Below are 23319 nucleotides of genomic sequence, written 5' to 3' on the forward strand. Positions count from 1 at the left end.
GATTTTTTTAAGCTTAAATCGTTTTAAAATTAAATATTTAAACAATTGAAATTCAATTTAATAATAAAATTAAGTCAAATAAAAATAATTCATTTTATCTGTAAAAAAGATGAAAGTAATATGTATTTTCATGCCTTTATTTAAATGATTTATAGATGAAGAGATATTTACTTCTTATTTTATTAGGTTTCTATATGAATACCTTTTCACAAAACAATCCGGAGAAAATATTGTTTATCGGAAATAGTATGACGTATTTTAACAATATGCCGGAGATTTTTGCCGGTATTGCCCAATCAAAAGGGAAGACTGTAGAAACCGTTCAGCATACTCCCGGAGGTACGGGGTTTGTAGATCATGTGAACAACAATGATCTGTATATGATTATCCGGAACACTATTTTTGATAAGGTGGTGATGCAGCCGGGAACAGGAGAATCAGGAGGAGCCAGCTTTCCGGTAAGTATCACAGCACAAAGAGGGAATCGTATCAAAGATTCTATTAAGAAATACAGTCCCTGCGCTCAGATTTTTTTATATGAGATCAGTAATGGGATTGCAGCTTCCAATGCTTATCCAAATTATTTTCTCACACAGCAAAAGATCAGAGATTCCATTCATAAAATGTCCGGATTGATGCAAATTCCCATGGTTCCGGCAGGAGAAGCCGCCAAAAAACACTATCAGGTAGCTCAGGATCTTCGTCTGCATTCCAGTTATGGAGATGTTCATCCTAACCTGAATGGAAGTTATCTGATAGCTTCCGCCATATATGCTTCCATTTACCAGGAAAATGCATCCCAGAGTACTCATCTTGCAGGAATTCCTCAGGCAGATGCTGCCTATTTTCAGGGGATTGCTGATGATGTAGTTCTTAATCATATTAACGACTGGAATCTTTCCAGCTTTAATCTTTTTTCCAATTTCAGCTATAATATTGGTGGTTTAGATGTGAATTTTCAGAATCAGTCTGTCAACTTTTCGAATGTAGTTTGGGACTTTGGAGATGGTACATCTTCCGTATTGCAGAATCCGGCTCATCAATATTCTGCGCCCGGAACATACAACGTTAAACTTTCAGCTTTCAGTGGAAACTGTCAGATCACCAAAATAAAACAGATTGCCGTTTCTCAGTTAGCTGTAAATGAGCCTAATGATAAAAAGCTCAAGATATATCCGAATCCGGCAGCAGAATTCTTTACCATTGAGAGTAAAGAGCAGATTTTGGCTATGGAAATTTATACTGCTTCAGGAAATTTATTAATGAAAAAGAAAGATATCAGATCAAAATACTGTCAGGAAAACGTTTCCTCTTACCGTCCGGGTGTTTACTTCGTTAAAATTCTATTGGAGAATTCAGGTTGGATACATTATAAACTGATCAAAGATTGATCTTCTGAAGTGAATGGCTTCGCAAAAACACCCAATATATCAAGTCTGTTTAAACTTTTTTACAAAGCCACAAAAGGCACAAAAGTATTTTAAACACGTAAGCTATTTAAGTTATATGCTTTGTGTATAAGAAGTACACTAAAGTCTTGTTGAAAATCAAAGATTTTCATCTTATGTGAACTTAATTGTGTGGTATTTCTCTAAGCTTTCTAAAGTGAGCTAAAGTGTTTGAAAAATAAAAATTGTGACTAAGTTTAAACAGCTTTATCGTTAAAAATAGCTATTAAAAAGTAAAAGTTATCCACAAAGTTGAAATGTGGATTTGATTTTTTATCGCGTAGTTTTCAGATTTACATCGGTTTAAATAATATTTTCTCATCCTTTGCTGCCTTTGAGGATCCCTTAATTTGTTAGATTTTCACACAAAAAACAAGATTAGAATGTTTTCAATGTTAACTATATGTTAACGTAAAAAAGTTATCCACAATATGAGTTTCCGATTAATGTGAATTATATCTGCCATAAAATTAGCTGATTAGATATATTTCGCAAAAAAAGAAATTGAAATGATATCGTTTTTTATCAAAATAAAAAGTTATCCACAATATGGATTTACTGCGGAATTTTCTGGCATTTTAGACTAGTAAGATGAAAATAATAAGATTGTACTTGTTACTAAAAAGTAAGTGTTATCTGCTGAATCGGTGAGAGGCTATTTTAATTTTTCAGGATATGTTTTACCATTTCTCTGTCAAATACTTCCAATATCTTTTCGGAACATGCTGAACATGCAGTTTTAGATTTTTTCTCTCAACAATATTGGTTTTCGTGAAATACCGCTGCCAGAGTGCCTGATAATTTTTTTCCTCATCATGGAATTTCCGATGATATTGATGAAGATCTAATTTTTCATCCGGATAAAAGAAATCACAATTTTCCAGATCATAAAGAATTCCGTAATTTCTTCTAAGATCATAGATCATCCATTTCTGATCCTGATAACGGTCTTTAAAATGTTTTCTGATCAAAGGAAGAACATTGAAATCCGGATCAATTTTAGAGAAAAAAACATTATCCTGCATTTTCTCAAATCGGACAAAAGCAGTCATTCGGTGGCTTTCCCGGCCTACCGATTTACAGATCTTGGAGATCTTTAAAATATCATGATCTGCAAAGTTATCAAGAATATTTTCTCCCGGATGTTTAATGGATTGTTGCACCGCTGATAAAACTAAATTTTCAAGCTCCGGATCTTCTGATAAAAAAACTTTTAAAAGCTGATGAATTCCTTGTTTTCCGATATTTTTCTCTAACTTTTTTAAAACCCTGTCTGATTTATCAGTCTGAGTAACCACTTCATGAATCTCAGCAAAAATATTTTCCTGATAAAACTTTTCCCTGCTTATGATTTCAACATTTTTGTAGCGATATTCAAAAACTTCAAATACCGCAGTGAAAAGACCTTCAAAACTTCCGTCGTAGAGTAGGGTTGTTATCATTAATCTGAAAATTTAGTTGTACAGCCTGCCGCTTTTTCTTTGTTGGAATAGCGAAAATATTTGTATGATTTATGGTTAAATTAAAATAAACTCAGCTGCTGGGAAAATTGATTATGAAACTTGGAAGAACTTCCGCCAACCAGCAATTTTCTTAAATTTTTATCCGTTAAATACTTCAGATACGCATTTCCTGCATTAAAATCTATAAAATATTTTGCCCGGTTAACAGCTGCACCCAGCTTTTTCAAATGATCCATCGTTAAAACCTGAAAACGTCTTGCATTTACAATTTTCTGAGCCGTTTTTACACCAATTCCCGGAACTCTTAAAATCATCTGATAATCGGCAGTCTGAAGGTTGAGAGGAAATTGGTCTAAATGACGCAGTGCCCAGCTTAATTTCGGGTCAACTTCCAGATCAAGAAAAGGAATTTCCGGATCTAAAATTTCTTCTGCTTTAAAACCATAGAACCTCATCAGCCAATCAGACTGATACAAACGGTTTTCACGAAGCATAGGAACTTCAGTGGTTAAAGAGGGCAGTCTTTTGTCTTCCAAAACAGGAACATACCCTGAATAATATACCCTTTTCAGATTGAAGTTTTTATAAAAGTGATCAGCAACCCTGATGATTTGTAAATCATTTTCATTGGTTGCGCCTACGATCATTTGGGTAGATTGGCCTGCCGGAGCAAATTTGGGAACTTTCTTCAAAACTTTCTTCTCATCTTCATACTGGCTGATTCCATTTTGGATATACCGCATTGGGCTGATCATATCCTGCCTGTTTTTTTCAGGAGCCAGTAACTTTAAACCACTTTCTGTAGGGATTTCAAGATTTATAGATAAACGGTCTGCATACAAAGCTGCTTCCTGCATCAGATCATCGCTTGCTCCAGGAATTGATTTCAGGTGAATATATCCATTGAAATTTTCTTCCAGGCGCAGCTTTTTGGCCACTCTCACAAGACGTTCCATAGTGGTGTCTGCATTTTTGAAAATTCCGGAACTCAGAAATAAGCCTTCAATATAATTTCTGCGATAAAAATTAATGGTAAGATCTACTACTTCTTCAACGGTAAAAGCAGCTCTTTTGATATCATTTGAGCTTCTGGATACACAATACGCACAATCGTAAATACAATGGTTGGTCAGTAAAATTTTAAGAAGAGAAACACATCTTCCGTCTTCCGTATAGGTATGACAGATCCCGCTTACAGAACTGTCTCCTAAAGCTCCTTTTTTGTTCTTTCTTGTACCACCGCTGGACGAACAGGAAACATCATATTTTGCTGCATCTGCAAGGATTTCAAGCTTTTCTTTAAGGCGGTCAAAATTCATATTTTCACAGGATTGATATTATTTGTATCGTTATTGTGTTTTTATTGGGTTCAAATTTAGTTCCAAAATTGATAAATGTCAACCTTTTTTCCTAGAAGTTATCAACAAAAAAGAGTCTCAAAATCATTATATTTACGGCTCATTAAAGTTTATATTATGAATCATAAACCAATCGAAGGTTTTTCCAAGCTTCCAAAGCAGGGGAAAATCGAGTGGCTCGTAAACGAATATCTTGAAGGAAACCAGGAATATCAAAATATATTAAAACAATATTGGAACGATGATGCAGATCTTCAGAAACTTCACGAAGAATTTTCTGAAAATACCATCTCCAATTTTTATATGCCTTACGGAATTGCGCCGAACTTTTTAATTGACGGAAAGCTGCTGGCACTTCCAATGGCTGTTGAAGAAAGTTCAGTGGTAGCTGCCGCTTCTAAAGCTGCAAAATTCTGGATTGATAAAGGTGGTTTTAAGACAACCATCATCAATACTGAGAAATTAGGGCATACCCATTTCATATTTAATGTAGAGCCTCACAAATTATTGCATTTCTTTAATTTCAGTTTAAAGAAAAAATTATTTGAAGCTACCGAAGATATCACAGCCAATATGAGAAAACGTGGCGGCGGTATTTTAAATATCAGCCTGGTGGATAAAACTGCAGAAATGCCCAATTATTACCAGCTGAAAGCCAGCTTTGATACAGTAGACTCAATGGGAGCTAACTTTATCAACTCATGTCTTGAACAGTTTGGAAAAACATTGAGGCAGGAAGTAGCAACCAGTGAAGATTTTACTCAGGAAGAAAAGAACTCATTGCAGATTGTGATGAATATTCTTTCCAATTTTACGCCTGACTGTATTGTGAGGGCTGAGGTTTCCTGTAAAATGGAAGATTTAAAAGACGACAGCGGAATTTCTCCTGAAGAATTTGCTTCTAAATTCAAACAGGCAGTTACCATTGCTGAAATTGAACCTTACCGTGCTACTACTCATAATAAAGGGGTAATGAACGGAGTAGATGCGGTAGTTATTGCTACCGGGAATGATTTCAGAGCAACGGAAGCCTGTGCTCATGCTTATGCAGCAAGAGACGGACAATACAGATCTCTGACCCACTGTACAACAGATAACGGGGTTTTCAGATTCTGGATTGATCTTCCTATTTCTGTAGGTGTTGTAGGAGGTCTTACCAATCTTCACCCTTTGGTAAAATTCTCTTTGGCATTATTAGGAAAGCCTTCTGCCCAGGAATTGATGAGTATTTTAGCCGTTTCGGGACTTGCCCAGAATTTTGGTGCTTTACGTTCTTTAGTAACCACAGGAATTCAGAAAGGGCATATGAAAATGCACTTATTGAATATCCTGAACCAATTAGGTGCTACAGAAGAAGAAAAACAGCATTTTGTGACCTACTTTAAAGATAAGACCGTGAGCCATCACGAGGTGATCAATGAATTTAACAGAATGAGAGGGAACTAATGTTACAGATCATTTTACCAATTGTATTTCTTCTTTTTGGATTCTTTTTAAAGAAAACGAATAATGAAGGATTCAGAAGCTCCAAGAGATTTGCCAATATGTTTATCATACTTGGAATTTCTACTTTGGTTGCCAAATTCATTTTAATGTACCTAAAATCAAAATAGTGAAAAAGAGTATTGTATTCTTCTTGTTGATTTCCGGGTTAAGTTTTTCGCAGCAGAAAGATGTAAAAATTAATGACCTGCCGCCGAAATCTGAAAACTTTGTGTTCCCGATGGTTACCTACACCGGAAATCCGACGGTTGCCAACAAGATTAATACATTTTTACAGGTAAACGAACTGGAATTCGTTCCGAATTCAGGTGAAAATCCTTTTAAACTGGCTTTTACAGCAACAAACTCCTATTCCAACTATGTTTATTTCTATAATTGGGAGAAACTGGAAACGCCGAAAAATATTCTGACAATTGGTGTGCACGGTGAAGCTTCAGGGGCATATCCGGAAGAATTTGCAGATTGGAAGAACTTTGATCTGAGAACAGGAAATTTTATTAATGCCGAGGATTTATTTCAACCAAGCTCGGTTAAGACGGTAGAAGGTATCATTCAAAAAAAAATAAAGAAAAGAATTTCTGATTTTCTGATCAAGCTGAAAGCTGAAAAAAATCCTACAGAGGAAACCGAAGACCAGATCGCTATGTATGAAGATTGCTTTACAGAACATACTTTAGAAGATATCAGGTATTTCTTTGGAAAAGATAAACTGACCTTTGTAGCCGGAAGATGCTCTAACCATGCCATGAGAGCTTTGGATGAACTTGACAGCCATGAAATTGAAATTTCGTACAAAGATCTTGAAAAATATTGGAGCCCTTATGCAAAAGCTTTACTTTCCGGTTCTGATAAAATAATAAGAACAAGTTTTAGAAATAAGCTGTACAAAGGAAAAATAGATGGGAAATATCCTGTTACCGTTTTTATTACCCGTCTATATAAAGCTGAAAGTGATAAGGATTCAAGTTCATTTAATGCATTGTATTGGTATGATAAAAACAAAAAGCTAATCCAGTGGGATGGAAGAATAAAAGGAAATCATATTTCTATTACCGAAAATGATCATTATGATGAAGCTGCCGGAAAATGGATACCAAGAGCCTTTGTAGAAGCAGATATGAGCGGAAATAAAATTTCCGGGACATGGCAGGATGATAAAACAAAAAAATATTTAACCCTAGAATTAGAAGAGTTATAAAATGAAAACAATTACTTTAGTTTTTGGAGCAGTTTACGGAATGATATCCGTAATTCTGGGTGCATTCGGAGCACATGCTTTAAAGAAAATATTAGCTGTGGAAAGACTGGAAAGTTTTGAAACAGGTGTTAGATACCAGATGTATGCAGCTTTTTTCCTGCTGATCATCGGGTATATTTTAAAATTTGAAACTTCTGCAGAAAAATGGACTTCCATATTAATGATTGCAGGAACATTTTTATTCTCAGTAAGCATCTATTTTCTGAGTATGCAGGATTATCTGGGAATGAATCTTAAGTTTTTAGGCCCGATCACACCGCTTGGAGGTCTGATGATGATCTTAAGCTGGGGAATGCTTATTTTTTATTTTGCTAAAAATAGAATCTAAAATATAAAGTCTTCAACTCCGTTCAGAATGTTCATTAAATTCAGATGTATGATTGTATAATGCTGCATATGTCATTCTGAACGGAACTGAAGTATGCAAAAGCCCTTTGTTCAATAATTCTAACGCTAAAGTCCGCAGTTTTTGCGGTTATACTTTTTTCGTTTGCAAAGGCATTACACTCTGCAATAGCTTGAATATATTGGTGTATTGAGTGTGATTTTTAATATCAATAACAAAATGATCGTAATTTTAAACTTAAATTAGAATGAAAATCAACAGAAGAAGGCGATTAATACGAACTTTCAATCTTTTAGATCAGCCTATCAGATTCAATCCGTTTGTGTTCAGCCGTACTTTTTTTATGTGGGCTGTCACAGGCTTGATAGGAGGAATTATTGCAGGGGGATATTGGATTGTTCTGGAGCATTTTACCGAATTTTTGAGCCATTTCCAAGGCTGGCAGGTCATTCCTACGATGGCTGTCTGCGGATTGCTGGCCGGGTTGGTAATTCATTTTATCGGTGATCCGGGAGAAATTCATCTGATTGTTAATAACATCAGATTCAATAAAGGAAAACTGGAACCCAAAAATAATCCATCCATGATTCTTTCATCGCTTTTCTGCGTAGCATCGGGAGGAAGTTTAGGGCCTGAAGCACCTTTGGTACAGGTAACCGGATCCACGGGAACCTGGCTTGGAAAAATTTTCAGATTAAAAGGCGAAGAGCTGCGTTCTTTGAGCATTGCCGGTATGGCTTCAGGGTTTACTGCATTATTCGGAGCACCGCTTGGAGGAAGTCTTTTTTCATTGGAAATTTTACACCATAAACATGCTGTAGAATATTATAAAGCGATTATTCCTGCATTGGTAGCAAGCTGTTTCAGTTATTTGATGTTTGCTTTGATCATTCATTTGGGAATCGGGGCAACATGGGATTTGAAGGCATATCAGTATACGGGAGTTTATGACTTTGCTTATGCCACAGCGTTTGGAGTTGTTGGAACTTTATTTGGATGGATATTCATTTTTGTAGTAAAATTCTTCAAAATGATTTTCGAATACAGAAAATTCCCGATTTATATTAAAACCTTCGTTGGCGGAATTATCTTAGGAGTCATTGCCTATAATTTCCCAATTACAAGATACTTTGGGCATAATGAGATCAATCAGCTCATCGGTGGAAATTTTGGATTGAATTTTCTGATTCTTGTTCTGATCTTTAAAATACTGGCTATTGCCATTACGGTAACCTCAGGCTGGAGAGGTGGTTTTATCATTCCACTTTTCTTTGTAGGAACCACATTGGGGTTAATTATCCACAATTTATTTCCGGGTGTAGATACTACTTTGGCTATTGTAAGCTGTATGGCTGCAATTAATGCCTGCGTAACCAGAACCCCAATGAGTACAACCATTATTCTGGGAACACTTACCGGATTTACCTATTTTGTTCCCATATTATTTGCCAGTCTTACCGGATATTTTCTGGCTCCGAAGATTCCGTTTATCGGATCACAGTCTGAAAAGCTGGAAGAAGAATAAATTCTGTTTATTTCAACACTGAAATATAAATCTGTTGAAACTGCAAAATCTGCGAATATGAAAATGCCCGCTGATTTTGCAGTTTGATCAGTGGGTTACAAAGAAAAATTTTCTTTCATCCATTTGAGCTTATTGAAACTTTTGAGAAATTTAGTTCTGATACCGATTAGTTTTTCCTGGGCATCAATCACTTTATTTTCTCTTGAATTGATTAGGAAAAGTGAGCTTTCACCATTACTGTATCTGGTTTCTTCAGCAGACAGAAGTTTTTGATAATTGATGAGGTTGCTCCGGGAAAGGCCTATCTGAGTATGATAATTACCAATTTCATTTTTATAGGTTTCCATTTTGGTATGCAGTTCTCTTACTTTCAGTTTGGTATCAAGCTGATTTTGCTCTAATTTTATTTTAGCCATCTGATAATTGGCTCTGGCTTCTCTTTGGAAAACAGGAATTTCCAGTTTCAGACCATACTGGAAGTTGTTATCAAATAAAGGGAGATAATCTGCCCTATAATTTTCTTTATTGAAAAAGTTATAGGTGAAATCAAGTTTGGGAAGGAAGCTCTGCCATTTAAGTTTTCGTTCACTTTCCAGAATATTGGCTTTTTGAGTGTAATACAAAACAGACTGATGATTATTAATCTCTTTAGTTCGAAGCTCCTGAAGAAGAAATTCAAAATCCGAATAAGCAGTATGATCGGAAAGTCTGTCCGAAGGATAAATAACCTGTGAAATCTCGTACAGCTCCTGATGATCTTTCCATAGAAACAGCTGAAGCTGTTGAGTAGATTTTATAAATTTTAAATAGGCTTCTTTCTGCTGAAGTTCAAAGCTCTGCAGCTGTGACATGGCTTCTACTGTATCTATTGCTGCTCTTTCACCATATTCAAAGGCTTTTTTGATAAGCCGCAAACGCTCTTTGTTGATGGCTACGGTTTTTGTCTGTAAACTGTATAACTCATAATCCTGTACCCATTCCCAATAGGTATTTTCTGCATCAAGAAGGAGATCGTTGGTTAAAACAGTTTGTTCTGCTTCCGTCATTTTTAATGCAAACTTAGCCTGATCCAAGGTGGCTCTCCGTTTATCATACAACAGGTTTTTAGCCAGCGGCACAGTAATTCCCATTTGGTAGAGGCCGCCTTTAGTTTCACTGGAATTCAGTTTTTCACCATCAAGATGATGATAGCCGGCCGTAAGATCAATTCCGTACCAGGTAGGAATTCCAAGTTCAATATTTTTTTGTTGGTAATACGTAGTTCCGTCAATATTTTTTTCTCCGAGCTTTCCGGCTAAAACCGGATCAAAATTTCCCCTTGCTTTTGTAATTTCAGATTGAGCAATTTTATTTTGAAGCTGGTATTTCAAGGCCAGAGGATGATAGTTTTTTACAACAGATATAAATTCCCGAGCAGATAGTTTGAGTGAGTCTTGTGCCCATCCGGTTTGAAAGAGAACTAAAGCAATAATGAAAAGAAATTTATTTTGATTGCCCATATTTACTTTCTTTATCATTTTTTATTTCATAATAATCCGGTGGAAATCCATTGATATTTCTCCACAATTCATACCAGATCGGGACGTCATTAAGAATGGCAATCCCTTGTACCCCGGCACCCATTTTAATTTTCGGCGGCCATTTCTTCTCATTTTTATCCTCAATAACCAATGCTTTGAAAAGTCCGTTAGCACTGATATTGCTTTCTACGGCGATCACTTTTCCGGCAAATGTTCCATAACTTGAGTTGGGCCATCCTGAAAATACAATGGCTGGAAACCCGTCAAAAATGCACATCACACGCTGACCTTCTTTTACCAGGGGAAGATCTGCTGGTTTGATATAAATTTCTACGGCGTAATCTACAGCAGAAGGAACAATAGTTCCGATATTTTCTCCTTCTTTCAGGATTTCACCAATACCGGTTTTGTTGAGCTGTACCACCTGTCCGTCCTGAGACGCAATAATAAAATACAATCCCTGTCTGGCTTTATAGTTGGCAACCTGATTTTCCAGTTTAGCAATATCACCATCACTTCCTTCAATCTGGCCCATGCTCTGAAAACGTTCACCTTCTGTTTTATTGAGTTTTTCCGTATAATCCTGAATGACTGAATTTTGTTCAATTCCTGTATTTAAAATTTCCTGGCGGGTTTGCAATACTTTATTTTCAAGGGCCGTTTTTTTGGCAACGGTATTTTGATAAGAAATGCTTCGCTGCTGAAACTGGGTAAGAGAAACCAGGCCTTCATCATACATTTTCTTCTGTCTGGTAAATTGATCTTCAGATAGCTTTAATTCATTACTAATGGCACTTAATTCAGCTTCCTCACCGGTAAGTTTATTGTTGAGCTGGTCAATTTTGATTTTTAACTGATTCAGTTTTAAATCTCTTGCTGAATGAATTGCCTGAAGCTGGTTTTTGGTAGTTCCAACCTTAGCTTCGTAAAATTCCCTAACTCCTTTTTTGGCATTCACTTGTTCTTGTGTTCTCTGTACCAAAAGAGGATCCATATAATCTTCCTTTATTTCCGAAAGCTGAAGCAGAGTATCTCCCTTTTTTACATAATCTCCGTTTTTTACGTTCCATTTAATTATTTTTCCGGGGATAGGAGAGTGCAGCTGCTGAGGGCGCTGTTCCTGATATAAAGAGGTTACATTTCCTTTTACTTTGATGTTCTGGGTCCAAGGAAGGAATAAAGTGATAATTCCTCCGATGAAAATAAAGAAAAACCATCTTTTTACCCTCGACTTCTTATGGATATGATATATTTTGTCAAATGACTTTAATTCCATACGGTTAATTTTTATAAAAAGTTTTTAAAGTTCCTTCTTCCATATGAATATGCTGATCTGCATACTGGAGAAGGTCATAATCCTGAGATACGATAATAATTGTGGTTTTATGCTTTATTTGCTGCAGATATTGTATCATGGTATCCTGATATTCTTCACGCATTCCGGCGAAAGGATTTTCCAGAATGATGAGTCTTTTTTCTCCCAAAAGAGCACGAAGAAGAAGAATTTTTTTCTTTGAGCTGAAAGTAATTTCAGGATCTGTTTCACTTACTTCTGTAAAAAATCCACTGCTGAACATACTTGAAAAGTTTTGTATTCCCATGTTTTCGGAAAGTTCAAGGATATCTTCGGTATTATTGTGAGTGTTACCTAATAATATGTTGTCTTTTACAGTTCCCTGTATGATTTTCATATTTTCAAGATAAAGTCCGACGGAATTTCTAAGTTCTTGTTTATCGATATTTTTTAATGGAATCTTGTCAAACAATATCATTCCTGAACTGGGCTCAAAAAAGCCGGTAATCATATTGAGAAGCAGTGTTTTGCCCGCTCCCAGTTTTCCCGTTAGAATATTGATGGTATTTTCCTGTATTTTAAAATTCAGATCAGAAAGGATAGGGGAATGGTCATTAAATGAGAAGTTTACATTTTTAAATTCGATTTCTGTACCTTTTTCTTTCTGTGATAAAATGATTTCACCGTTTTGCTCTTCTTTGAGGTCTGTTATTTTCGAAAGTTTTGTAAAAGAAGCAATAAGATCATAATAGCTTTCAAGACTTACAATAAGTTTTTCCACTGCAGACATAATGCTTAGAACAACAATTTCAGTTGCAATAAAGGCTCCGATATTAAGCTTTTGATTGATGAGAAGATAGGTCCCGATGGCAAGCATGGCCAGGGTGATAATCACTTTAAAAGCAATAATTGTCTTATACTGAAAGACGAGAATTCTGAAATGTGAGGTTCTGTGGGTAAGATATTCCACTACCCGGTCATCTGTTCCTTTTAAATGAGATGCATCTTCAGAGTGCATCTTAAAAGTTTTCACAGATCCGGCAATATCTTCAATCCAGGCAGCAGTGTCATATTTTTTGTTGCTTTCCTCAATGCTGGATTTTATTCCGCTTTCCATGGTGTATCTGAAAATAATGATAACCGAGATAACCACCAGTCCTCCAAATGCTAAAAACCAAGGATGGTAAAAAGAAAGCAGAAGAATTCCAAAGACAATCTGTATAAGAGCTGTCGGAATTTCAAGTAAAATTTTTGATATTCCTTTCTGAAGATTCTGGATATCAAAGAATCTGTTGACCAGTTCCGGGAGGTAATATTTTCTGGTATAAGACAGGTCTACTTTTGGTATTTTATCCGCAATAGCCATTGAAAATTCTACAAATATCTTCTGTTGTATTTTTTCAATGATCTGGATAACTTTTAGTCTGAAATATCCGGCAAGCCAGGTTCCTGCCACTACAAAAAATATGAGAATATAGATAGAAGTAGTCATTGTAGCTCCCATTACGAAACTTACAATGGACTGTATCCCCAAAGGCACACTCAGAAGTACAAGACCATTAAGAATGGCATAAAAATAAATGTTGGTGACATCCTTTTTTTCTTTTGTGATATAACGGATGAGTCTTTTACCATGTTCATTCGCTGTTATTTCCATTTTCCTGCTGAATAAGATTGAATGTTTATTTTAATTTTGGTCAGAATACAAGATGAAGTATAAATGGTGAATATTTTTAAGAATAGTACTCTGTATTTTTCTTTTCCATCATTATACTGATACTGGTCTTTTCGGATGGCAATTTCAACTGAAAATTCATGTAATATGTATCTGCTTTTTTCGGGGTTCAAAGATAGCAGATGAGATATTGTTAATACGCTTATCTACATTAGAATGACATTAAAATGTGATTAGAATTTGGGTGATAGATTAAGTTTTTTTATGATCATTATCATATTATTCATAGATTCATGCCCCAGAATCTGATAAGTTCATACTTAAACTTGCGGAATGAGTTAAAAGTTCTACAAAATTCTTTTTAACCTTGTTCATTTTTAGTAAATTTGTCAACCTTTAAATATTTAAATAAAATAATAAAAATAATATGAATCTTCACGAGTATCAATCAAAAGAGATTTTATCAAAGTATGGAGTAGCTATCCAACGTGGTTTCGTAGCAAACAACGTAGATGAAGCTGTAGCAGCTGCAGAAAAATTGACTGCTGAAACCGGAGCACAGGCTTGGGTTGTAAAAGCACAGATTCACGCAGGTGGTCGTGGTAAAGGTGGAGGTGTTAAGTTCTCTCCAAACATGGATAAACTTAAAGAGAACGCTCAGAACATCATCGGAATGCAGTTAGTAACTCCACAAACTTCTGCTGAAGGTAAAAAAGTACACTCTGTTTTGATTGCAGAAGATGTTTATTATCCTGGAGAATCTGAAACTAAAGAATTTTATGTTTCTATTCTTTTAGACAGAGCTGAAGGGAAAAATACTATTGTATATTCTACTGAAGGAGGTATGGATATTGAGCACGTTGCTGAAGTAACTCCTCATTTGATCCACAACGAACTTATTGATCCTGCTATTGGTCTTCAAGGGTTCCAAGCTAGAAAAATTGCTTTCAACTTAGGTCTTGAAGGGAATGCTTTCAAAGAATTCACAAAATTCATCACATCTTTATATAATGCTTACACAGGAATTGATGCTTCTCTTTTCGAAATCAACCCTGTATTAAAGACTTCTGATAACAAAATTATCGCTGTAGATGCTAAAGTAACTTTAGATGACAACTCATTGTTCCGTCACAAAGACTTAGCTGAACTAAGAGATACAAGAGAAGAAGATCCAATGGATGTAGAGGCTGGTGAAGCTGGTCTTAACTTCGTAAAACTAGACGGTAACGTAGCTTGTATGGTAAACGGAGCAGGTCTTGCAATGGCAACAATGGATATCATCAAATTATCAGGTGGTAATCCTGCAAACTTCCTTGACGTAGGAGGTACTGCTGATGCTCAGAGAGTACAAACTGCTTTCGGAATTATCTTAAGAGATCCGAATGTAAAAGCTATTCTTATCAACATCTTCGGAGGTATCGTAAGATGTGACAGAGTTGCTCAGGGAGTTGTAGATGCTTACAAAGCTATGGGTAGCCTTCCGGTTCCATTGATCGTAAGATTACAAGGAACTAACGCTGTTGAAGCTAAAAAATTAATTGATGAGTCTGGTCTTCCGGTACACTCTGCAATTACTCTAGAAGAAGCTGCAAACAAAGTAAAAGAAGTTTTAGCGTAATCTGAAACTTTTAAATAAATTAAGAACCGTTCCATTTTTGGGACGGTTTTTTTGTATTCTTAAATTTTAGATTGCATAGATACAGAGGGGCTGCATAATCAGCGGGACATAAAATCAGTCTTAAGATTTTGGTGTAATCTGGAATTTTCAAATAGAATTAAAAATGGTTTCATTTTTGGAACGATTTTTTAATGCATGTAGAAAACATTATTCATGAAAAACTTATACATTCCTGAGCCATGCTCCGAAAACTGGGAAACCATGTCTCCGCAAGAAAAAGGCCGCTTTTGTTCTGTCTGCAATAAATGTGTTATTGATTTTACTCAAAAAAATCCTCAGGAAATTCGGCAGATTATGGATAATAGAGGAGATGTTAAGATTTGTGGCAGGTTTTATAATAACCAATTAGATATTTCTGATTCATCAGAAAAAATAGAATCCCGTTTTTTTAAATATATTCCTTCCGGCTTTCAGAATAACAGAATGCTGATAAGTATATTTTCTTTCCTTCTCTTTCTGACAGGCTGTTCAAAACCTAAGCCTGAAGTTTATGCTACCACTGGCGTGGTGATGGAAATAGAAGAAGATTCTTCCGCAGTCAATAATAGACACACTATGGGAGAAGCCCGTATTGTTGAGAGTGATAGTATTGCCAAAATTTCTCAAAAAGATCATGTTGAAGACAAGAAAAAATTGAAGAAGAAATAGAACTATTCCTTACCAGGAAAATATTGTAAATAAATAATTTTTAACAAGAATCTATTTTTTCAGCTTTATTCTATGTATCTATAGGGTTGTATTTTGCCACATAGATACATAGACTTTAAAGTTATCGGAAAACATTAGCGAAATTTGTGGTATCAGCGAGAAGTAAAAACTACTTATCCTGGTTTTCTGGCGTAGGAGGTTCCCCGTTGGTGATACTAATGCTTGTAGGCGTTACCAATTGAATTTTATCTACATCAAAACGTTCTTTAATCCCTAAATAAGCCTTACTTCTTATCTGAGCCAGATTAGAGCCTATCTTTATCCAGAATTTTACCTGAAGGTTGAATGATCCCTGCTTCAAATCTGTGAAAATGACTTCTACTGTATCGAGTTTGTCCACATTGTCAAGATTTTTAATCACATCCAGGATTCCTTTTTGAGCTTTACTTATATCTTCATCTGCCGGAATTTCAAAATTTAAAATAATCCTTCGCTGTGGCGATGCCGTAATATTATAGAAGGGAGCGTTGAAAACGACCTGATTAGGTATGTATGCTTTCTTACCATCATCGGTAAGAATTTTAGTAGTTAAAAAACCGATTTCCTGCACGGTTCCCGAGTGTGCTCCGATAGTAATATAATCACCCACTTTAAATGCTTTATCAATCCCGATAAGCATTCCGGAAAAGATGCTGGAGACAAGATCTTTTAAGGCTACACCGGCAATCACCCCGGCCACTCCCAAACTTCCTATGAATTTCCATAAAAAGCCACTGAAGCCCATAATCTCAAGAGAAATAAAGGTTCCCATCAGCATTATCAGGAATCTGAATACACTGATTAAAGTAACCAATGAGCTTTCTTTTTCGCTTTTCGGGAAAAATTTATGAAATAGCTTTACGGCAACCAGACTTAAATATTTACTGGTGATAAGGAAAAAAGTAAATACTAAAATTCCAACAATTAGCTTTGGGGTAAGTTCGGCAAATGTAACATACCAATTTTCCAATACCTTATAAACAAGGTCTACATACCTGAGGCCGGTCTTCTCCATGAATAAAAATTTTTATTTAAAGATATAAATTTTCATCAAAAAATTTGCCAGTTCCAAAAAGTCTACTAAATTTGTAGACTATAAAAACAAAATATTATGTCAATCAAACTAGGAGATACAGCACCCAATTTTCAGGCAGAGTCCTCTACAGGAGATATTAATTTTTACCAATACTTAGGAGATTCCTGGGGAATTTTATTTTCACATCCAGCCGATTACACACCGGTTTGTACTACTGAATTAGGATACACGGCAAAGCTGCATTCCGAATTTGATGCCAGAAATACAAAAGTAATTGCTTTAAGTGTGGATGGAGTAGAAGACCATCAAAATTGGGTGAAAGATATCAACGAAACCCAACACACAGAAGTGCACTTTCCCATTATTGCGGATAAGGACAGAAAGGTTTCAGAATTATATGATTTTATCCACCCGAATGCTTCGGCGACAGCAACAGTCCGTTCTTTACTGATTATTGATCCAGAGAAGACAGTAAGGCTGATTATCACCTATCCGGCTTCTACAGGAAGAAACTTTAATGAGATAGTAAGGGTACTGGATTCTTTGCAGCTGGTGGATAATTATAAGGTGGCAACGCCTGTTAACTGGAAAGAGGGTGAGGATGTTATTATACCTCCTGCAATCTCTACGGAAGAAGCGAGAAAGATCTTCCCTAAAGGTGTCACCGAGATAAAGCCGTATTTAAGATATACACCGCAACCCAATACATGATTTATTTGATTTTTTATAGTTTAGTTTTAATTTGTACGAAAATCGCCCCGAAATTTAATTTCGGGGCGATTTCAATTTATACTTATATGATGTATAGTAAAGCGATTAATTACTTTACTTCATTAATAACTTGCTTAGCTTTAGAAGTTGGCAAATAAATACTAAATCCTAGGTTAACCGTAATGTTAGATGTTAAACCTTGATTTCCGAAACCTGTAACACCAGCATATTTTACTAAACCTTCTAAACCAATATTTGGAGTGATAAAGTAAGAATAACCTGGTCCAGCACCAAAATCAAGACCTGTTGTAGAGTTACCTCCTTTGCTGATAGAATAACCACCAACACCTACGTTTCCTTCGAAGAACCATCTTCCGTGGTGTAATAAGTTGTCAACACCTTTTTCTCCAGGAGAAAGATAATAACGTCCTAAAGCTCCTACTCCATAATCAAATCTTGTATTTGAAGTATTAGAAGATTTGCCAATACCTAAATTTACATATCCCCCAACAGCTACGTTATCTTCGATGAAATAAGCACCCTTTGGTTGTAGGTTAATTTGGTATCCACCACCTGTATTTAAACCAAAATTACTTGTTGCTAAGCTACTTCCTACCATCCAATTACCTTTCTGAATCTGAGCGTTTGCAGTTGCTGTTAAACCTGCTACAGCTAATATCCCTGTTAAAATAAGTCTTTTCATAATTTATTATTTTAATAATTAAATGTTTATTATTCACGAATTATAGAAAAAACAATAAATGTGCCATACTCTTAATTTTAGATAATTTCTCTAAATTAATGTTAAGATTATGAGTAAGTTATATTTTAATATTTTAACATAATTACTGGTGATTCTGCAATCATAAAGTGTGAGAGACATAAAATGGTGAGTAATATTTTTGAAGTTTGAATGATTTGTTATTTCTATTTTTCTGCCGTGTGGTAGGTGAAAGATAACCGGTTTTTGAAACTTTTCTGTATTAAATAAACAAAAGAATGATAGAAATAATAAGACCGGCAATGGTAAATTTTATTCCTCGTTTGAATGCTCTTGTCTTAGGGTTAAACATCCAGAAACTTGAAATGACAAAGAAGAAAAGCGCAACCCCAAAAAATACACTTAGAGGTGCTATGGCATCTTTAGACTGTGATTTGTGAAGAGAAACCATTTTGTCCAGTACGAAAGGCAGTTCCATTTTTGAATACTTGGCAACTCCTGTTGCTGAGTCATAAGTTCCTTTTTTAAAATGAAGAACAGTTCCTTCTGTTTTCTCTACTTCAAGCCCTTTCATCTTGAGTTCCTTTTTGAGTTCTTTTTCAGAAAGGTTTACAGATAGTGTCTTTTCATACTTTTTTTCGCTTTTCAGAAAATCAGTGTCTCTGTAGACCAAAATAATCCCGCTTACTGCATACACAGCCATAATACCTGCCAGGAAATATCCCAGATAGCGGTGAATAATTCTCATGAAGCTTCTAGTGTCTTTAATCTTATCCATATCTTATTGTTTTGTTTTAAATTTCAAAAGTGGAAGCTGCAAAAAAGGCAATTTCCACTTTTAATAGAGAAGTATTTATATTTAATTCTAAAGTCTGTACGTAATGGTCTCGCCTGGTTAGGATTTCCTGTTTTATGAAGATTAATATCCTCAATATTCTGCGTTCTGATAGTATCTGCTTCAACGTTTTTAAGCTGTGCACTTACTGAAACTGCAGTAATTAGGAGTCCTCAAGAAAGTAGTTGTATTTTCATTTTATTTTTATGTAGAGCAGTTTTAAATAAGGCGCAAATGTAAGTATTTGTTTAGAATAGATAAAAATAATTTTGTGATATTTGTCATATTTTTTTAGGTTAAAAGATGGATTATCTCTATCCCTTTTTTAGATCGTGGAATCAGGAATTTTTTATGAATATATTTGTTGAAAAATTAGAGTATGCAATTGGTAAAAGCAGGGCTTTGTGCCTTCGGAATGAGTGGAAAAGTTTTTCACGCTCCCTTTTTAAAGGAACATCCGGGATTTTTTCTTTCTGCAATCGTAGAAAGAAGTAAAGAAGAATCTAAAGAAAAATATCCTGAAGCAACCATTTATCGTTCAGTGGAAGAAATGCTTCAAAATGCCGACATAGAACTGGTAATCATCAATACTCCGGTACAAACTCATTATGAGTATGCTAAAAAAGCTCTGGAAGCCGGAAAAAATATCATAGTGGAAAAACCATTTACCGTAAATGTTTCAGAAGCTGAAGAGTTGGTAAATCTTGCGGAAGAAAAAGGTTTATTTCTAAGTGTATATCAAAACAGAAGATTTGACCGCGATTTTTTACAGGTCCAAAAAATTTTGAATGAAGGAAAACTAGGAAACATCAAAGAAGTGGAAATCCGTTTTGACAGGTTCCGGACAACACCGAGTGGAAAACAGCATAAAGAAAACCCGGATCAGCTTGGTTCAGGATCACTTCACGATTTGGGGGCTCATCTTGTGGATCAGGCAGTACAGTATTTCGGATACCCTGAAAAGCTTTTTGCCGATGTGTTTTCTATGAAAGGAGAAGCTTTTGCAAATGATTATTTTGAAATCCTTTTATATTATAAGAATGATTTAAGAGTGAGACTAAAATCATCGGTTTTCAGTAAAGAGGCTCATAATGCATATACAATTCACGGAGACCGGGGAAGTTTTTTGCAGGAAAGGACAGATAATCAGGAAAATGAACTGGTAGCAGGAGCAATTCCTGAGTATGGTAAAGAATGGACAAAACCGTTAAACGGAACAGACGGGATCTTAAACTTTTTAGATGAAAATACCGGAACAGAAAGAATCCTTACTTCAAGCGAAGCCGGTAATTATATGGACTATTACCAGCAGATTTATGAACACATTGTTTTCGGATATGCATTGCCGTCTCCGGGAAAACAGGTCATTCAGAATATGAAAATTATTGATGCTTCATTGGAAAGTACAAAAGATCAAAAAGTGATTGAATTATAGATAATCATATGAGTTATGAATTAGTTCAAAGTTCAAAGTTCAAGGTTCAGGTTATAAGATCTGAAATTACTATTTTCTTACTCTCAAATTTTGAATTAATTCATAACTCCCATTTACTACAGGATTTCCTGTAATTCCAGCCATCTCATCTCGTGGTTTTCCAGTTTTTCGGAAACAGTTTCCAGTTCAGACGAGAGTTTAGCTATCTTTTCGTAATCTGTTTCATTGTTAAGTAAATCCAAGACTTTAGCGCGTTGCTCTTCCAGTTCCGGCATTTCTTTTTCAATGGTTTCAAGTTCTTTTTGTTCTTTAAAAGTCAGCTTTCTTTTCTTAGAATTTGAAGAATCGGAATTGTTCGTGGCAGCAACAGCTTCTTTAGCAGGCTCAGGTTTTACGGCAGCATTTTTTTCTAATGCTTCCTCACGGCTCCTGGCTTCCCTGTATTCAGAAAAGTTTCCGATGAAATCTCTAATTTTCCCATTACCCTCAAAAGCCAGAACATGATCTACAATCCTGTCCATAAAATACCTGTCGTGGGAAACAATGATCAAAGAGCCCTGGAATTGCTGAAGGAAGTTTTCAAGGACCGTTAAAGTGGGAAGGTCAAGATCATTCGTAGGTTCATCAAAAATTAAAAAATTCGGATTCTGATATAGAACATACATCAGATGAAGTCTTCTTTTTTCTCCTCCTGAAAGTTTTGAAATAGGAGAATATTGTGTCTGATCATCAAATAAAAATAATCTTAAGAACTGCGATGCAGAAAGGCTTCTGCCGTTAGCCAGTGGATAGAATTCAGCAATTTCCTTAATGAAATCAATAACGCGTTCATCTTCCTTATAAGTAAGGCCCTTTTGAGAAAAATATCCGAAAGAAATAGTTTCTCCCGTTTCAATCTCACCCTGATCAGCTTTTTCAAATCCTTGAATAATATTTAATAAAGTAGATTTTCCGGCTCCGTTTTTACCAATGATTCCTACTTTTTCACCACGCTGAAACTGATAGCTGAAGTCTTTTAAAAGAACTTTGTTTCCAAAGCTTTTATCAATATGTTTAAGTTCAAGAATTTTATTTCCCAAACGTTTCATTTCGAAATCCAGTTCCAATGCATCTTTTCGGGTATCGGTTTTAGCTACCTTTTCCGTTTCATAGAAGGCATCAATTCTGCTTTTTGATTTTGTAGTTCTTGCCTTCGGCTGTCTTCGCATCCATTCCAGTTCCTTTCTGTAAAGGTTATTGGCTTTATCAATGGTTGAATTGAGGTTTTCCTCACGGATCATTTTGTTCTCAAGGTAAGTGGCGTATGAACCATTATGAACATATAGATTCTTATCTTCCATTTCCCAGATAATATCACAAACACTATCAAGGAAATATCGGTCGTGAGTTACAAGCAGTAGTGTGATTTTTGCTTTGTTCAGGTAATTCTCAAGCCATTCCACCATGTCTACATCAAGGTGGTTGGTTGGCTCATCCATAATAAGCAGGGTATGCCTGTGCTCTGCTCTGGTTTCCGTTAAAAGTTTAGCAAGTGCCACACGTTTGATCTGCCCCCCGGAAAGCGTTCCCATTTTAGCATCCAGATCATTGATCTTAAGCTGAGACAGAATTTGTTTCATTTCATTTTCCAGATCCCATGCTTTATGAGCCTCCATATCAGCCAATGCTTTTTCGATGAAATCATGATCTGTAGAATGCAGAGATTGGTGATAATTCTTTAATGCAAGAATTGGTGCGGAATCTAAAGTCATCATAAATTCCTCAATGCTTAAATTGGGATCATAATCAATCTCCTGATCAAACAGAACAACCTGAATATCCTTATTGATAATAGCAGCTCCGCTGTCTGCAATTTCTTTACCCATTAATATTTTCAGAAGAGTAGATTTTCCACTTCCGTTTTTGGCAACAATGGCAATTTTGTCTCCCTCATTAATGTGAAAGGATATGTTTTCGAACAAAACTTTGATGCCGTAAGATTTGGTAAGATTTTCTGCAGAAACGTAATTCATTGGAAATTAATGCTTTGATTTTATTTTTGAATTGAACCGCAAAAATACGAAAATGTAACCATAAAACTTTCCCGCATCTCTTGCATACAAATGAATATTTATAATTTTTTAATAAACTGTGTCCACTGTCTCAGAAAACTAATCAGTACATTTGATAAAGCTCACTCAAAAGCTTTAATAAATAATACATATCAGATCTTAAATAATGAAAAAAGTAATTGTAGACATGGATGGGGTGATGGCAGACGTATACCATCAGCTTATAGAATTTGAAAAAAGAGACACAGGAAACGTAGTTGAGATCAGTACTTTGAGCGGTAAACCAGAAATAGAATCTTTTCCGAACGGTAAAAAACACGTTAATGAAATAGGTTTTTTCAGAACGTTGCCCGTTATGAAAGGGAGCCGCGAAGCAATGGAATATCTGAATAATAAATATGACCTTTATATTGTTTCTGCCGGAATGGAATTCCCAAACAGCTTAAGAGAAAAATATGATTGGCTGGCAGAACATTTTCCATTCATTTCCTGGGAGCAGATTGTACTTTGCGGAAGTAAAAAAGTGGTTGCCGGAGATGTGATGATTGATGATTACCCAAAGAATCTGGATCATTTTGAAGGAGAGAGACTGATCTTTACGCAGCCTCATAATGAATTCATTGAAAATGATACTTATAAAAGAGTACATTCATGGGAAGAAGTAATGGAGATCCTTTAATCGTGGAGGATTTAAATGTTTTTTGAAACACGGAAATATTTTAAAAGAACTTTAACTAAAATCGGATTAAATTTAATAAGGTATTATGAGAGTTGA

The 23319-nt window shown here is 35.5% G+C and carries 19 protein-coding genes; 10 read left to right on the forward strand and 9 right to left on the reverse strand.

The window, feature by feature from the left end; all coding sequences use genetic code 11:
- Window positions 1-155: 155 nt before the first annotated feature.
- Entirely contained in the window at window positions 156-1391 is a 1236-nt protein-coding gene (locus F3J23_RS01205) for a T9SS type A sorting domain-containing protein (protein ID WP_167022858.1), read from the forward strand.
- Between the two features lie 737 nt (window positions 1392-2128).
- On the opposite strand, the gene F3J23_RS01210 is transcribed toward F3J23_RS01205, so the two are convergent.
- Entirely contained in the window at window positions 2129-2890 is a 762-nt protein-coding gene (locus F3J23_RS01210; RefSeq protein WP_194303824.1) for a TIGR03915 family putative DNA repair protein, read from the reverse strand.
- Between the two features lie 80 nt (window positions 2891-2970).
- Window positions 2971-4230, reverse strand: a complete 1260-nt coding sequence (locus tag F3J23_RS01215; RefSeq protein ID WP_167022861.1) for a putative DNA modification/repair radical SAM protein — start codon at window positions 4228-4230, stop codon at window positions 2971-2973.
- Window positions 4231-4386: 156 nt separating this feature from the next.
- On the opposite strand from F3J23_RS01215, the gene F3J23_RS01220 reads away from it, so the two are divergent.
- The 4 genes from F3J23_RS01220 to F3J23_RS01235 all read left to right on the forward strand — a co-directional run bounded on the left by F3J23_RS01220 (window position 4387) and on the right by F3J23_RS01235 (window position 8901).
- Entirely contained in the window at window positions 4387-5715 is a 1329-nt protein-coding gene (locus F3J23_RS01220) for a hydroxymethylglutaryl-CoA reductase, degradative (RefSeq protein ID WP_167022864.1), read from the forward strand.
- Window positions 5716-5881: 166 nt separating this feature from the next.
- The gene (locus F3J23_RS01225) at window positions 5882-6970 is read left to right on the forward strand and encodes a hypothetical protein (RefSeq protein WP_167022867.1); all 1089 of its coding nucleotides are present in this window, start codon (window positions 5882-5884) and stop codon (window positions 6968-6970) included.
- Window position 6971: 1 nt separating this feature from the next.
- The gene (locus F3J23_RS01230) at window positions 6972-7358 is read left to right on the forward strand and encodes a DUF423 domain-containing protein (RefSeq protein ID WP_167022870.1); all 387 of its coding nucleotides are present in this window, start codon (window positions 6972-6974) and stop codon (window positions 7356-7358) included.
- Window positions 7359-7623: 265 nt separating this feature from the next.
- A complete protein-coding gene (locus tag F3J23_RS01235) occupies window positions 7624-8901 on the forward strand; it encodes a chloride channel protein (RefSeq protein WP_167022873.1) in 1278 nt (425 codons plus the stop codon).
- Window positions 8902-8996: 95 nt separating this feature from the next.
- Here the strand turns inward: F3J23_RS01235 and F3J23_RS01240 are convergent, their stop codons facing one another.
- Genes F3J23_RS01240 through F3J23_RS01250 form a run of 3 tightly spaced genes read right to left on the reverse strand, consistent with a single transcriptional unit; the run spans window position 8997 to window position 13372 of the window.
- Window positions 8997-10418 (reverse strand): TolC family protein, encoded by a 1422-nt coding sequence (locus F3J23_RS01240; RefSeq protein WP_167022876.1) that lies wholly within the window; start codon window positions 10416-10418, stop codon window positions 8997-8999.
- A complete protein-coding gene (locus tag F3J23_RS01245; protein WP_167022879.1) occupies window positions 10384-11697 on the reverse strand; it encodes an HlyD family secretion protein in 1314 nt (437 codons plus the stop codon). Before F3J23_RS01245 ends, F3J23_RS01240 begins: the two co-directional genes overlap by 35 nt.
- A gap of 4 nt (window positions 11698-11701) precedes the next feature.
- A complete protein-coding gene (locus tag F3J23_RS01250) occupies window positions 11702-13372 on the reverse strand; it encodes a peptidase domain-containing ABC transporter (RefSeq protein WP_167022882.1) in 1671 nt (556 codons plus the stop codon).
- Between the two features lie 445 nt (window positions 13373-13817).
- Here F3J23_RS01250 and sucC point away from each other — a divergent pair, with 445 nt between their 5' ends.
- Window positions 13818-15008: an ADP-forming succinate--CoA ligase subunit beta gene (gene sucC / locus F3J23_RS01255; RefSeq protein ID WP_167022884.1), complete on the forward strand. Its 1191-nt coding sequence runs from the start codon at window positions 13818-13820 to the stop codon at window positions 15006-15008.
- A 213-nt stretch (window positions 15009-15221) separates the two neighbouring features.
- Window positions 15222-15716 carry a hypothetical protein gene (locus F3J23_RS01260; protein ID WP_167022887.1) on the forward strand — a complete coding sequence of 165 codons (495 nt, stop codon included), beginning with the start codon at window positions 15222-15224 and terminating at the stop codon, window positions 15714-15716.
- Between the two features lie 169 nt (window positions 15717-15885).
- On the opposite strand, the gene F3J23_RS01265 is transcribed toward F3J23_RS01260, so the two are convergent.
- On the reverse strand, window positions 15886-16770 hold the full coding sequence (locus F3J23_RS01265) for a mechanosensitive ion channel family protein (protein ID WP_167022890.1): 885 nt from the start codon (window positions 16768-16770) through the stop codon (window positions 15886-15888).
- 96 nt (window positions 16771-16866) lie between these two features.
- Here F3J23_RS01265 and F3J23_RS01270 point away from each other — a divergent pair, with 96 nt between their 5' ends.
- Window positions 16867-17502, forward strand: coding sequence for a peroxiredoxin (locus F3J23_RS01270; protein ID WP_167022893.1), 636 nt, complete (start codon window positions 16867-16869; stop codon window positions 17500-17502).
- A gap of 109 nt (window positions 17503-17611) precedes the next feature.
- Here the strand turns inward: F3J23_RS01270 and F3J23_RS01275 are convergent, their stop codons facing one another.
- Window positions 17612-18205, reverse strand: coding sequence for a porin family protein (locus F3J23_RS01275; RefSeq protein WP_167022896.1), 594 nt, complete (start codon window positions 18203-18205; stop codon window positions 17612-17614).
- Between the two features lie 280 nt (window positions 18206-18485).
- Window positions 18486-19001, reverse strand: a complete 516-nt coding sequence (locus F3J23_RS01280; protein WP_167022899.1) for a hypothetical protein — start codon at window positions 18999-19001, stop codon at window positions 18486-18488.
- A gap of 436 nt (window positions 19002-19437) precedes the next feature.
- Between F3J23_RS01280 and F3J23_RS01285 the strand changes: the two genes are divergently transcribed.
- Entirely contained in the window at window positions 19438-20493 is a 1056-nt protein-coding gene (locus F3J23_RS01285) for a Gfo/Idh/MocA family oxidoreductase (RefSeq protein WP_167022902.1), read from the forward strand.
- 116 nt (window positions 20494-20609) lie between these two features.
- Here the strand turns inward: F3J23_RS01285 and F3J23_RS01290 are convergent, their stop codons facing one another.
- Complete coding sequence (locus F3J23_RS01290) at window positions 20610-22505, reverse strand: ABC-F family ATP-binding cassette domain-containing protein (protein WP_167022905.1); 1896 nt, start codon at window positions 22503-22505, stop codon at window positions 20610-20612.
- Between the two features lie 205 nt (window positions 22506-22710).
- Between F3J23_RS01290 and F3J23_RS01295 the strand changes: the two genes are divergently transcribed.
- Complete coding sequence (locus F3J23_RS01295; RefSeq protein ID WP_167022908.1) at window positions 22711-23223, forward strand: 5' nucleotidase, NT5C type; 513 nt, start codon at window positions 22711-22713, stop codon at window positions 23221-23223.
- The last annotated feature ends 96 nt before the right edge of the window (window positions 23224-23319 follow it).

Source organism: Chryseobacterium sp. Tr-659 (genome assembly GCF_011752975.1).
In the GTDB taxonomy this organism is placed as follows: Bacteria; Bacteroidota; Bacteroidia; order Flavobacteriales; family Weeksellaceae; genus Chryseobacterium.